Raw genomic sequence first — 12,941 nt, forward strand, 5'->3', positions numbered from 1 at the left:
GAACTCGCTTCGCCGCAACGGCGATTCGGAATCCATAAGCATATCCTGCCGAAGTTGTTTCAATTTCCGTTTTTGCCGTCACAGCCGCGGCTCAGGTTCCGCTACACCGTTCGGTATAAGAAAACCCCTTTCCCGGTCCAACCTCAAACGTACGGGGTTTACCGAAACCTTACTGTCGTCCGGAGCGCGTGTTCCGAACAAACTATTGATCACGCTGGTTTGACCACCGCGCCGGAGCGGATGCAGCGGGTGCAGGCCCGGACATGGGTGGTGGCGCCGCCCCTGGTCACGGTGCGGACTTTCTGCAGGTTGGGCAGCCAGCGGCGGCGGGTCTTGTTATGGGCATGGCTGACATTGTTGCCGGTGGCAGGACCTTTTCCGCAGATATCACATACTTTAGACATGGTTGAACTCCTTGCTATTTGCAAGCCCGGGGACTCGTTTGTTGTAAAATTGAATCGGGATTTATAACTCTTCCCGCCGGATATGGCAAGGTTTTTTCACGCCTGATCCAGGGCTTTTTTATTGACAGTAACGGAACAATCATGGTAACAACGACGATTCGGTTTCTGCCTCCGGTCCGGCCGGCAACAACCCGCGGCACCTGTGACCTCTTACAGTCATGTCGTGCTGTTATATGCCCGGTGATCTCCGGTCGGTATGACCTGGTTGCGGTGCGGATTTGGGCCGGGGTACAGCTGGCAACTCATCCGGCTGACGGGTAGTTTTGACCCGCCGCCGGCCGCGGTCCGGGTAAAAAATACCCGGACCGGCCATCCCGGTCATGAGGGCGCAACCGCGTTTTCCCCCCTTAATATGGCAAGAACGACCGGCAGATGCCACCGGCCCGGCCGGGTGGCATGGATTGTGCTGTTATCCCACGGATCATGGATCAAAACGGTGAGTTGCTCCAGGCCTTGTCCAACCATAATTCTTAAAACCCCTTTTCCCGCGGTAGAACTGATCGGATGAATATGAAAAAGAATGCAGTCTGGCGGTTTTTTGCATCGGTCAAGCTGGCCCTGTTCACCTTTTTTGTGCTGGCGGCCACCTCGATCATCGGCACGGTGATTCCCCAGAACAGCAGTTCAGCGGAGTACCTGCGTTATTACGGTCAGAGCGCCGGCAAGTTGATCCTGCTGCTCGATATCAACGACATGTACAACTCCTGGTGGTTTGTCTCCCTGCTGATCCTGTTCAGTGTCAACCTGATCGTCTGCAGTATCGAGCGGCTGCCCAATGTCTGGCGGATGGTGGTCATGGACAACCTGGCCACTGACCCGGCCCGGCTGCGCAAGATGGGGGCCCGCAAGCTGTTCGTCACCCCGCTGACCCGGGAGGCCGCGGTGGAGCGGCTGCAGGTGGTGCTGGGCAAGGCGGGCTGGCGGCCGCGGCAAAGGGATCTCGACGGGAACAACAGCCTGCTTTTTTCGCAGAAGAGTCCCTGGGTCCGGTTCGGGGTCTACCTGGTTCATCTCAGTGTATTGATCATCTTTACCGGGGCGATCATCGGTTCGTTCATGGGTTACAAGGCCAGCGTCTATATCCCGGAAGGGGGGGCGGTGGATTATGTCTATGAGACCGGCACCGGCGAGCCCATTCCCCTGGGTTTTACGGTGCGCTGCGATAAGTTTGATATCGAGTATTATGACGTGCGTCCCAAGGAGTACCGCTCCGATCTCACCATATTGGAAAACGGCCGGGAGGTTCTCAAGAAGAGGATTATCGTCAACGACCCCCTTGATTACAAGGGGCTCACCTTTTACCAGTCCAGCTATGATCTCCAGTATGACTACATCGTCTCGATCAAGGATCAGACCACTGGTCAGGAAAAGACCTTCCAGCTTCCGCCGCGCCGCCAGGTCGGCTGGCCCGGGACCGACATCCAGTTCGGGATAGTGAGCGACCATCCGCCCAACAACAAATGGGGCTCGTTCTCGCTTAAGATCTGGTATTCCGACAACAAGGGACCGGCCAGGACCTTTGTGGTTGACAACAGTGCCCCGGTCAGGATCGAACGTCCGGATACCAGCATGCTGATAACGGCCAAGGGCTATGAGCGCTACTCCCGCACCGGCCTCCAGGTTGCCAAGGACCCGGGGGTCTGGTATGTCTATACCGGGTGTACCCTGATGCTGCTCGGCCTGCTGGTCACCTTTTTTCTCGCCCATCGGCGGATCTGGGTCCATGTCAGCCGGCACGGGGAGAAAACAGAGGTGCTGGTCGCCGGCCACAGCAACAAGAACAAGGTGGGATTCGAGAATGCCTTTGACTCCCTGGTCGACCAACTGCAAGATGATGAACAGTTACAGCTAAGCGGGAAGACATCATGACAAGTTCGCAACTATTAGGGTTGGGCACCTTTGCCTACCTGGGGGCCGCGGTCCTCTATCTGGCCCTCTTTATCTTCCGGGCCCAGAAGCAGCTGGGACTGATCGCCACCCTGGCCACCATTGTCGGGGTGCTCCTCCTCTCCGGCGGCATCGGCCTGCGCTGGGTGGAGTCCTATCAACTGCACCCTGGCTCCGGTCATGCGCCGCTCTCCAACATGTATGAATCGCTGGTCTTTTTTGCCTGGGTGATCGGGGTCCTGTACCTGGTGATCGAGTTCAAGTTCAAGAACAAGAGCATCGGTGCCTTTGCCATGCCCTTTGCCTTTCTGAGCATGGCCTTTGCCTCATTCAGTTTCGATGCCCGGGCCCAGGCCATTGAACCGCTGGTTCCGGCCCTGCAGAGCAACTGGCTGCTCTTCCATGTGGTTACCTGTTTCATCGGTTATGCCGCCTTTGCGGTGGCCTGCGGCCTGGGGATCATGTATCTCTGCCGGAACAGTCTGGGCAGGAACGCCCCCGAGACCAGCATCTGGAACTCTCTGCCGGCCCTTAAGGTGATCGACGACCTGACCCACAAGACCATCCTCTTCGGTTTTCTCTGGCTCACCGCCGGGATCATCACCGGCGCGGTCTGGGCCAACTCGGCCTGGGGCACCTACTGGAGCTGGGATCCCAAGGAGACCTGGTCGCTGATCACCTGGTTTGTCTACGCCGCGGCCCTCCATGCCCGTTTCACCCGCGGCTGGGGCGGCACCCGGATCGCCTGGATCGCGATCATCGGTTTTGTTGCCGTGGTTTTTACCTACTACGGGGTCAACTACCTGCTCTCCGGCCTGCACAGCTACGGCGGGCCGTAAGCAGAGGACAGAAGCCAGAGGTCAGATGACAGAGGACAGATGACAGAGGACGGATGACGGAAAAAACAGTGGACAGTAGGCAGTGGGCTGTGAAAAAAATATGGAGCAGTGATCGTGATCCGAATATAATATTCCCTGCACCCTGCACCCTGCACCCTGCACCCTGCACCCTGCACCCTGCACCCTGCACCCTGCACCCTGCACCCTGCACCCTGCACCCTGCACCCTGCACTCAATTGATTCCCACCCGGGATCAATATCCCATCAGCCCGCAACAGCGGGTGCAGACCGGCATTAGTCCCTCAATGACAAGGCTGCGCCGGAACTTTCGGTACTCCTCCGAGTTCCATAACTCGGTAATGGTCCGGTTTTTAATATTACCCACCACGTAATCATGATAGTCACGGCAGGGGGACAGATCACCGTTACTGTTGATCTCCACGGCCTGAAAGATGGAAATGCACTGCTCAAAGCCGAAGTCGGCCTGGTGGTCCGTGTAGTAGGTGGTAAGGTTTTCTTCACCGGTAACGTTGGGAATGATCGATACCGGTGGAGAGTCCCATGAACTGGAACGGGCGAGCAGGGTCTTCAACTGCCGGTCCAGGAGTTTATAGTTGTCCGGCCTCCAGTTGCCGATCCAGCCGTGATGCCTGACCGGCGGAAAGCCGAACCGTCTGGAAAAATCTTCTTCATGGGCCTGGGCCCTTGCCGGATCGATCCACCAGGAGAGATAAAAGATGAACAGGTCCACCTTGTCACGAAAAGCTTCGTAGATGTCGACCAGGTGTTCGATGTTGGGCTGTGATACCACGGTAAGAGAGGCTATTATCGGCAGGTTGCGCTTGTGGCGTTTCCGGGCCTTGTGTACGGCCGTCAACCCGGCCTGAATATCGGCAAAGCCGTTGCCGTTGCCGACCGCCGGCCGGATGCTGTTGTGCAGCTCAGCACAATGGCCGTCAATGGACGTCTGCAGTAAAAAGAGCGGGGCCTGGACAAGACGGTCGGCCATTGATGCGGTACGGGTGCCGTTGGTGGCGATGGAAACGGGCAATCCCATGGCGGCCGCGCCCTCAATCAAGTCAAGGGTCCCCTGGTACAGGGTGGGCTCTCCGCCCCAGAAATACACATTGGGATGGTGGCCATGGGCCACCAGGTCGTTGAAAATCTCGAGGTAGCGTTCCGGGGCGACCTCCTCCCTTTTTAATTTCTGTAAATCCTGTCCATGCAGGAAACCGCTGTCGCCCCACTGGCCGCAGGTGTGGCAACGCAGGTTGCAAATGTCGGTTATCCGGATGCTGACCTGACGAATTTTACCGGCCTTGCCGTTTGCTCGCCGGGGATGGAGAAGATTGAAAAAAGATTTCTCTACCTCCAGGGGAATCAGCCGGGCGGCAATACGCGGATGTCTGGCAAGCCTGAGGGCGTGTTTGAGGATTATATCATGTTGTAGGCGGCTTCTTCTGGGCATGGTTTTATTTTGTTTAAGGTGAAGTCAGGGCGGGAAAGGGTTATTCGGGAAGGGGAGGTGAACCTGACGTTGAGGGGGAAATACAGACTGAGAACCGGCGACCGTTCTTGGTGGTGAGAATGCCTTTTAACCGGCCGTCGGGGAGAAATTGGCCGGCAAACATGTGGCCGCTGTAATGGGAGGCGGTTAACTTGTCCTTATCAAGTGTGCCGTTGAAGTGATAGATGTTCACCTCACCAAGGAGCCCGTACAGGTAAGCCACCCCTGATATCTTTTCTCCAGTTTGCTTGACCTCGGCAAGAACCGTGTGTCCCCAGACCGAGGAATTCCAGTTGCCGGACAGATCCCGGCCGGCTGCACCGGCCGGTTGGCCGGTAAAAAGAAAAAATATGAGGACAATACCTATTTTTCGGATCATGGCAGGCGGTTGGCCCCAGAGAGTTTTCACGTAACTGATCACCGGGTGTGTATCTCCACGGTATCATTACCCCAAACCTGTAAACGATCACAGGTAAAAAAACACTCCAAGACCCCAAAGTCAAAATCAAAAAGGTTGAGCATTATATATTACAAGATGATATACCCTCTAACAATATTTGGGGCTATATTCTTTTTGCCAAACTCAAGAGTAATTGCAATTTCCACCAGATAACGGCCCGAAAACTCATACCTTTGCCCACCTCAGACACTCACTGCGAAAATGGCCAGAATTATTTATGGAGTACATGGCACCGGACGTGGGCATGCCATGCGGGCCTTGACCATGGCCCGCTATTTTTCCGAACATGAATTCCTGTTTGTCAGCCACAGCCACGGCGCTGCCCTGCTCCGGCAGGAATTTAGCGTGGAAGAGTGTCCCAATCCCTCCACTCCCGTCCGTTCCCACCGGGTCGATATTCCGGCCCTGATCGCCCAGAATCTCAAGGTGCTGGCAAACAGAAAAAAACTACAGCAACGGGTTGTTGCCCTGATTGAAGGTTTTCAACCGACGGTCGCCCTGTCGGATTATGAGTTTTTCGTGCCCCGGGCCAGCCGCCAGGTCGGGCTGCCCTGCCTGTCCCTGGACCATCAACATATCGTCACCTGTTGCCGCCACCAGCTGCCGGTCGGACAGCTCCCCGACTATTTTATTACCTCCTTGATCATGAGACAGCTGTTCAGCCAGGCCGGAAGTTATATTGTAACTTCTTTTTTCCGGCCGCCGGTGACCACCAAATTGAAGACATGGCTCCTGCCCCCCCTGTTGCGCGAGAGTGTCCTCAAGGTTCCGGTTGTTGCGGGGGACCATGTCCTGGCCTACCATGGCTATTCAACCGCCAACGGTTTTTTTGAATTTCTGCGCAACATCCCGCGGCCGGTTTTTGTCTACGGCGCTGACCGCGAGCACACCAACGGCAATCTCCACTTTAAAAAACGGTCGGAACACGGTTTTCTACGGGACCTGGCAACCAGCAGCTACGTGGTCGGCAGCGCTGGTCAGACCTTGATATCGGAGGCCTTGTTTTACGGCAAGCCGTTGATCGTCTTCCCGATCAAGCAGGCTTTTGAGCAGTTCCTGAATGCCTTTTATGTGGAAAAACTTGGATATGGCCGATATTATAATGGATTCGGGCGTCACAAGGAGGATATACAGTCGTTTGAGGGGCAACTCGATAACTTGCGGTATAATATTAATCAGGTAAGTTTCTGCGGCAACCAGGAGGTGTTCTCCCTGGTGCGCCAGTTTATTGACACCGGGGAGATATCGACTGCTACAGCCGCTTAGCGGTCTGAAAACCTGATGTACAGGGAAACGTCGTGGCCGTTAAAAAGATTGTAGTTTCTCAGGACAGAGAACCGGAGGCTTTTTCTGCCGGGCAATGCGTTCCCGGTCTGAAATTGAAGGCCCGGGCCGCGGCGTTCTGGCGGTCACGGGGGTATCTGCTCGCCGGCCTTGACGTGATTGTTATTTTTGCCGGTTTCATCATTGCCTACTATGGCCGTTTTTATTCCATTCTCCGGTCGATCCAGATACCGGGCGTCTCTTATGATATTCCCCCCCTTACACCCTATATCAAGGCCAGCCTCCTTATTGCGGCGGCCTGGCTGTTCCTGCTCTGGCGGGACGGCGCCTACCGGAACGACTTCAACCTGGCTGTTTCGCTCAGAAAGCAACTGCGGGAAATAGTGGCCACCGGTTGTTATGCCATCGTATTCCTGATGGTTGTCTCGTTCATGTACCGGCAGCTGCTGCTGTCCAGGGGGGTCTATATCCTCGGTTTCATCATCTCGCTTTTGCTGCTTTCCCTGGTGCGGGTCTGTTTCCAGCTGGTGGAAAGGCATCTCAGTATTCGTCGGGTGGTGGTGGAGCGTGTCCTGGTCCTGGGAGAGGGGCCTCGGACCGAGTCCCTGGTGAAACGGATCCAGGAAAGGGATTGCAGCACCAGGGTGGTCGGCAGGCTCCACTGGCCGGAGACGGCGGGGCACGGGCAAAGGCCGGACGGTAATCCGGAAGACGAATGGGGCGATGAGATCAAACGGCTCCACGCCCTTACCCGGTTCGACAAACTCCTGCTGGTTCCGGACGGGAAGTTCCTGCTCAATAATCCCGGGCAACGGGAAACCCTGATGCATATCCTCCAGTTCTGCGAGCAAAAGGGGATTGCCTTTTTCATGGTCCCCGATGTCCTGGACGTTGCCATTACCCGGACGGAATTCGGTGACTTCGGCGGGGTGCCGCTCATCCGCCTGCAGGACGCGACCCAGCATATGCTCTATGCGGTGGGAAAGCGGATAATGGATCTGGCCATTTCATCGTTTGTTCTGGTTGCCGGGAGCCCGCTCTGGCTCCTTATCGCTGTTCTGGTCAAGGCTACCAGCAAGGGGCCGGCAATTTATGTCCAGGAACGGGTCGGCGCCAACGGCAGGAAGTTTTCCATGTATAAGTTCCGGTCCATGGCCGAGGATGCCGAAGAACGGCTGGCGGACATGGTTGATTTCGATGATATCAACGAGCCGGTATTCAAAATAAGCAATGACCCGCGGGTCACTCCCCTTGGCAGGTTTCTGCGACGTACCAGCCTGGACGAGATACCACAACTCATTAATGTCTTAAGGGGCGAGATGAGCCTGGTCGGGCCCCGTCCCGAAGAGGCGGGCCTGGTCTCCAAGTATAATGTCTGGCAGATGCGCCGCCTGAAGGCAAAACCAGGTATCACCGGCTACCAGCAGGTGGTGAGCCGGGGTGACCCTTCCCTGGCAAAGCGCATTGAGCTTGATCTATATTATCTCAAACACCAGGGCTTCTGGTTTGACCTGTTCATCCTGCTTAGAACCACGGTGGTGGTTCTAAGGGGAGATGGCCTGCTGTAAGGCGCACGGCAGAGGATTTTCTGCTAAGATGAATTTTTTCTTGCGCCCGTGGCCATGCGCCTTGAGACTGGAGAATGATTTTTGCCCATGGAGCCGCGTGTGGAAATTGTTAAAGAGAAATCCGCCCTGGTTCATCACTGGTTTCTTGACATGACCGGCGGTGAGCGGGTCTGCGAGGAGGTTGCCGAGCTGCTTGGTCAACCGGACATCTATTGTCTCCTTGCCGATCAAGGGAAAATGTCCCCGGTGTTGCAGGAGTGCCGGATCACCACCAGTTTTATCCAGAAGATCCCCTTAGCCCGGCAATGGTACCGATATTACGCCTGGCTGTTCCCGTTGGCAGTGGAGTCATTTGACCTGCGGGAATACGATCTGGTGATCAGCAGTGACGCCAACCTGGTCAAGGGGGTCGTCACCAGGCCGGAAACATGTCATATCTGTTACTGTCACAGCCCCATGCGTTATGCCTGGAGCCATTATCAGGATTATCTCCACGGGATGGGCCGTGGTAAAAAAATAATCACCGCGCTGCTGATGCATTACCTGAGGTCATGGGATTACGGCGCCGCAGCCCGGGTTGATTATTTTATTGCCAACTCACGGGTCGTAAGAGACCGGATACGGAAATATTACCGCCGGGACGCCAAGGTGATCTATCCTCCATGCGGTGTTGAACGTTTCCAGGTCTCCGACCGTTCCGACGACTATTATCTCTGCGTATCGAGACTGGTGGGATATAAACGGATAGACCTGGCGGTCCGCGCTTTCAAGGAAAACGGTCAACGGCTGGTGGTCGCCGGCGCCGGGCCCGAGATGCAGCGTCTGAAATCAATGGCCGGGAAAAATATCGAATTTGCCGGCTGGGTTTCCGACCGGGAACTGGCCTTGCTCTATGCCGACTGCAAGGCCCTGGTCTTTCCGGGGGAGGAGGACTTCGGCATCGTGGTGGTGGAGGCCCAGGCAACCGGCAAGCCGGTTATTGCATACGGCCGCGGCGGGGCTCTTGAGACCGTACTCCCCGGCCGGACCGGCCTGTTTTTTTATGAAAAGACTCCTGCCGCGTTGAATGAAGCCATTGAAAGGTTCGAGCGGAAGCCTGATTTTTTTGACCCCCAAGTCATCCGGCGGAACGCTAATCGTTTTTCCAGGGAGCGGTTTGCAGATGAATTGGCCCAATATATTCAATGGTGTCTGGAGGACCATAGCGCACGTTCTGGCGGTCAAGGGGAGTTGATGCCGTGATCGGCGAATAATCCAACACGTTCACTGTTCTTCCGTTCAGTCAGGGTCACTTGCGCAGTAAGGTTTCGGTAAACTCCGTACGTTTGAGGTTGGACCGGGAAAGGGGTTTTCTTATACCGAACGGTGTAGCGGACCCTGAGCCGCAGCCGTGACGGCAAAAGCGGAATTTGAAACAACTTCGGCAGGATATGCTTATGGATTCCGAATCGCCGCCGCGGCGAAGCGAGTTCCTGCTTGATAGCCTGTTTATGAACAGCCGGCCCTTTTCAATGGAGCGGCCGTTGGTAGAAGAAGACCCCTTTCCCGACAGGAGGGGGTTTACTGAATGTTTACCTTGCGCAGTTGGTATCAAACCTAGCAATATGTGGAAAAACCAACTGATCTGCGGGTGGAACAGCCCATCGAAGAACTGGTAGTGCAGAATTGCGCCGACAACAGGCAGGAGGAGGACAAGGGGATGGTAAGGCATATCCGGCGGTTTTCGGATGGCCGCGCGCACCAGTTTCCAGAGCAGGAGAATGACCGCACTGCTGTAAATAATAATAAACGGAAAACCGAGGTCGGCCATGAAGGTAAGCACGCTGTTTTCCGAAGTCCTCAGCTCATGGGTCCAGCGGGTAAAGGTCTCTTTTGAGGCATAGGGGTATTTTGTTTCGTAATCGGCAAGATATGTGTCGCGGGGAGCCCAGAGGCCGATGCCGAGAAAAGGGTTCAGCCGGGCTAAGTGCCAGGAGAAATAAATGTTTTCGATGCGGTAAGCGATGGAAATGAAGCCCTTGTCATAGGTTGTGGAGTGTTTCTTCAGGTGACTGGAGAGGACCGGGAACATGAGGGCCAGTATGATGAGCAAGATACAGAGTTCCTTGAACGACCATTTCCTGAAAGCGGCTGCCAGCACCAGGCAGAGCGGTGGGAAAATGATTACCGATTCCATGCCGTGAAAATAACCGGCCATGATCAGGACGATATAGCAGGCGGCGAGAAAAAATATTCCCCAGTATTTGAGCGGGCGTGAGCCGGTGGTGATCAGGGCCAGCGGGGCAAAGGAGAGGAGAATGAGCCGGTCGGCCACCGGATGCCAGTGAACATCAATATATTGGTAAATTTTTCCCGAGTTAGCGATACCGGCGACGGTCAGGATCATGACACCAACCAGGATCACCAGGCAGAACCACTGAAAAAAAACCAGCCGGGCCCTGGTGTTGAGAAGGAGCCGGGCCCCCCAGAAGCCGCCCAATGCCGATGTCAGGATAACGAATCCCCTGGCCGATGAAGAGGCAGGGGTTATGCTGAACAAACCGCTGAGAATCACCAGAGACACCAGGATGATGGAAACCCGGGCTGCGGAAGCATGCCGGTGCAGGATTTCCTTTCTTGAGGCAAACAGGGCAACGATAAGAAAGACGGCGCACAAGAGACCGGAGAACACCTTGGCCCTTTCGCCGGGAATTATCACCATATTAGGTTGCAGGAATGCCAGGTGTAATGAAACGGCAAGGAAAACGAACCAGGCAATCCGTTGTCTGACAGGAGTCGTGTTTCCCTTGGCTGAGTCGGCAGGTCTGGCAACTGTTACTGAGTGTGTGGACATGTCGACTCGTTTTTTTCGGGGCCCTGACAAGGGATGAAGTGGCAACATTTCAGACTGAGGCCAGGGTAGGCTATCACTCGAAAAAATCAAAGGGAAAAATGATGCCCTGCTACTACCTCGTTACACGCGGGTTCTCTCTATACGACACCTGACAGTTGACTGGCGGTGAGCCCCATGAATTTTCACCAGACCGATAAGTTCCCGGTTCTGTTCAAGAATGCGCCGGTATTTTTGCTCTGTTGCCTGTGGCTGGTAATGGTTGTTGCGGTAAATCCAGTCGGCGATTTTCCATTGAACGACGACTGGTCTTACGGCGAGACCGTTCGTATACTTATCGAGGAGGGGCGATTCCATTTAACCGGGTGGGTCAGCATGCCGCTGATTGCCCAGGTCGGCTGGGGCGCGCTTTTCTGTCTGCCAACCGGCTTCTCGTTTACATCTCTGCGGCTATCGACCCTGGTTCTAGGCCTGGCCGGGGTCATTACGGTTTACATGTTGCTCAGGGAATGTTCTGCCAGCCGGAATGAGGCCCTTTTCGGGGCCGCATTGCTTGCGGTCAACCCTTTGTATCTCAACCTGTCAAACACCTTTATGACCGATGTGCCGTTCCTGGCAACGGCAATGCTCGCCTTGTTAAGTCTGATTCGAGGGATTCGTTCCGGAAAAACGGCATACCTGTGGACCGGGGTGTTTTTTTCGGTGTTGGCAACCATGATTCGCCAGCTCGGCCTGGTCGTTCCCCTGTCGTTCGCTGTCGGTTATTTATTGAGAAACGGCGTTAATGGCAGGAATCTTTTAAAGGCATTTGCTCCCCTGGCCGTCACGGTTGCGGCATTACTGGCCTACGAGACTTTCATCAAGAGCACCATCGGTCTTCCTGACCTCTATCACCTGAAAAGCGGACTTTTGGTGCGGTCGCTTCTGTCGTTTGAGCCGGCGCTTATTTTGACAACGGCCCAATATTTGGGGGAACTGCTGGTTTATCTGGGCCTGTTCCTGCTGCCATTCACCTTTGTTTCCCCAGGACGGCATGAAATGCGTAGCCCGCCGGGGGAACAAATGATTTTTCCGGTTATCGCCATATCCCTTGCCGGGGCGATTACCGCGTTGCTGGCAGGGCTCGGGATTCTCATGCCTTTACAAGGCAATATCCTGCATCGGGCCGGACTGGGTCCGGTGAGGCTTTATGACGTTGCAACCCTTGGTCTGCGGCATCCGGCAACCCTCCCGGAGACAACCTGGTTGATAATAACTTTTCTGGGGATCACCGGCATTATACGGTTTGTTTTGTTTTTCCTGCTGCCAGGGAAAAAGTTAACGAATGATATCGGCTCGGGCCGCCGGGAAAAATGGCTGATCTGGATGCTGGTATCCGCTTGTCTTATCTATGCGGTGCCGATATGCATAACTGGATTTTTTGATCGCTATATTCTTTTTATGGTGCCTCTTGTTGCGATGCTGTTGGTTTTGTTGCGGCGGAACACCGGACTGGACAGGGCGCCGGTGATCCCGGTAACCTCGATATTGCTGTTGTTCGCTATCGGTGGGTTCAGTGTGGCCGGCACCCATGATTATCTTGCCTGGAATCGTGCCCGTTGGCTCGGATTAGCCGAGTTGACCGAAGGAAAAGGGATACCCGCCGAACTGATCGACGGCGGGTTTGAGTTTAACGGTCTGTATGCCTATGATGCCGGTTTCACTCCCGTGACCGGTCCCGATGGTCATGAACTGAGCTGGTGGTGGGTTCGCCGGGCGGATTATATCATCAGTATGGGGCCGGTGCCTGGGTATGCCGAGGTTGCGCGCTACCCGTTTCCACGATGGCTTCCTCCTGGGGAAGGTACTGTTTTTGTTCAGCATCGTCAGGAAAAAGTGTATTGAAATATTGTCGGTTTCGCAACAACCGCTCGACGTAAGGTTTCGGTAAACCCCGTACGTTTGAGGTTGGACCGGGAAAGGGGTTTTCTTATAGCGAACGGTGTAGCGGACCCTGAGCCGCGGCTGTGACGGCAAAAGCGGAATTTGAAACAACTTCGGCATGATATGCTTATGGCTTCCGAATCGCCGCCGCGGCGAAGCGAGTTCCTGCTTGATAGCCT

At 55.2% G+C, this 12,941-nt stretch carries 10 protein-coding genes; 6 read left to right on the forward strand and 4 right to left on the reverse strand.

Going from position 1 to position 12,941, the window contains the following annotated elements:
- Nucleotides 1–209 precede the first annotated feature (209 nt).
- On the reverse strand, nt 210–404 hold the full coding sequence (gene rpmB, locus L3J03_10865) for a 50S ribosomal protein L28 (GenBank protein ID MCF6291482.1): 195 nt from the start codon (nt 402–404) through the stop codon (nt 210–212).
- 570 nt (nt 405–974) lie between these two features.
- On the opposite strand from rpmB, the gene L3J03_10870 reads away from it, so the two are divergent.
- Nucleotides 975–2,333 (forward strand): cytochrome c biogenesis protein ResB, encoded by a 1,359-nt coding sequence (locus L3J03_10870; protein ID MCF6291483.1) that lies wholly within the window; start codon nt 975–977, stop codon nt 2,331–2,333.
- Nucleotides 2,330–3,190, forward strand: coding sequence for a c-type cytochrome biogenesis protein CcsB (ccsB, locus tag L3J03_10875; GenBank protein MCF6291484.1), 861 nt, complete (start codon nt 2,330–2,332; stop codon nt 3,188–3,190). The genes L3J03_10870 and ccsB overlap by 4 nt, the downstream gene beginning before the upstream one ends.
- A 253-nt stretch (nt 3,191–3,443) precedes the next feature.
- Here the strand turns inward: ccsB and L3J03_10880 are convergent, their stop codons facing one another.
- Both L3J03_10880 and L3J03_10885 read right to left on the reverse strand, forming a co-directional pair.
- A complete protein-coding gene (locus L3J03_10880) occupies nt 3,444–4,658 on the reverse strand; it encodes an SPASM domain-containing protein (GenBank protein MCF6291485.1) in 1,215 nt (404 codons plus the stop codon).
- Nucleotides 4,659–4,698: 40 nt separating this feature from the next.
- The gene (locus L3J03_10885) at nt 4,699–5,076 is read right to left on the reverse strand and encodes a hypothetical protein (protein ID MCF6291486.1); all 378 of its coding nucleotides are present in this window, start codon (nt 5,074–5,076) and stop codon (nt 4,699–4,701) included.
- A gap of 282 nt (nt 5,077–5,358) precedes the next feature.
- Between L3J03_10885 and L3J03_10890 the strand changes: the two genes are divergently transcribed.
- The 3 genes from L3J03_10890 to L3J03_10900 all read left to right on the forward strand — a co-directional run bounded on the left by L3J03_10890 (nt 5,359) and on the right by L3J03_10900 (nt 9,251).
- Nucleotides 5,359–6,423: a hypothetical protein gene (locus L3J03_10890; protein MCF6291487.1), complete on the forward strand. Its 1,065-nt coding sequence runs from the start codon at nt 5,359–5,361 to the stop codon at nt 6,421–6,423.
- A 32-nt stretch (nt 6,424–6,455) separates the two neighbouring features.
- The gene (locus L3J03_10895; GenBank protein MCF6291488.1) at nt 6,456–8,009 is read left to right on the forward strand and encodes a sugar transferase; all 1,554 of its coding nucleotides are present in this window, start codon (nt 6,456–6,458) and stop codon (nt 8,007–8,009) included.
- A gap of 150 nt (nt 8,010–8,159) precedes the next feature.
- On the forward strand, nt 8,160–9,251 hold the full coding sequence (locus L3J03_10900) for a glycosyltransferase (GenBank protein MCF6291489.1): 1,092 nt from the start codon (nt 8,160–8,162) through the stop codon (nt 9,249–9,251).
- 46 nt (nt 9,252–9,297) lie between these two features.
- Here L3J03_10900 and L3J03_10905 read toward each other — a convergent pair whose 3' ends face one another.
- Entirely contained in the window at nt 9,298–10,710 is a 1,413-nt protein-coding gene (locus L3J03_10905; GenBank protein ID MCF6291490.1) for an O-antigen ligase family protein, read from the reverse strand.
- Between the two features lie 306 nt (nt 10,711–11,016).
- On the opposite strand from L3J03_10905, the gene L3J03_10910 reads away from it, so the two are divergent.
- A complete protein-coding gene (locus tag L3J03_10910) occupies nt 11,017–12,723 on the forward strand; it encodes a glycosyltransferase family 39 protein (protein MCF6291491.1) in 1,707 nt (568 codons plus the stop codon).
- The last annotated feature ends 218 nt before the right edge of the window (nt 12,724–12,941 follow it).

The sequence above is a fragment of the Desulfobacterales bacterium genome, assembly GCA_021647905.1.
Lineage (GTDB): Bacteria > Desulfobacterota > Desulfobulbia > Desulfobulbales > BM004 > JAKITW01.

Excerpts from the sequence above, each read along its gene's own strand:
- ccsB (MCF6291484.1), top strand. The coding sequence starts at position 2,330 with ATGACAAGTTCGCAACTATTAGGGTTGGGCACCTTTGCCTACCTGGGG.
- L3J03_10905 (MCF6291490.1), bottom strand. The coding sequence starts at position 10,710 with ATGGTGATAATTCCCGGCGAAAGGGCCAAGGTGTTCTCCGGTCTCTTG.
- L3J03_10885 (MCF6291486.1), bottom strand. The coding sequence starts at position 5,076 with ATGATCCGAAAAATAGGTATTGTCCTCATATTTTTTCTTTTTACCGGC.
- L3J03_10880 (MCF6291485.1), bottom strand. The coding sequence starts at position 4,658 with ATGCCCAGAAGAAGCCGCCTACAACATGATATAATCCTCAAACACGCC.
- L3J03_10900 (MCF6291489.1), top strand. The coding sequence starts at position 8,160 with ATGACCGGCGGTGAGCGGGTCTGCGAGGAGGTTGCCGAGCTGCTTGGT.
- L3J03_10870 (MCF6291483.1), top strand. The coding sequence starts at position 975 with ATGAAAAAGAATGCAGTCTGGCGGTTTTTTGCATCGGTCAAGCTGGCC.
- L3J03_10890 (MCF6291487.1), top strand. The coding sequence starts at position 5,359 with ATGGCCAGAATTATTTATGGAGTACATGGCACCGGACGTGGGCATGCC.
- rpmB (MCF6291482.1), bottom strand. The coding sequence starts at position 404 with ATGTCTAAAGTATGTGATATCTGCGGAAAAGGTCCTGCCACCGGCAAC.
- L3J03_10910 (MCF6291491.1), top strand. The coding sequence starts at position 11,017 with ATGAATTTTCACCAGACCGATAAGTTCCCGGTTCTGTTCAAGAATGCG.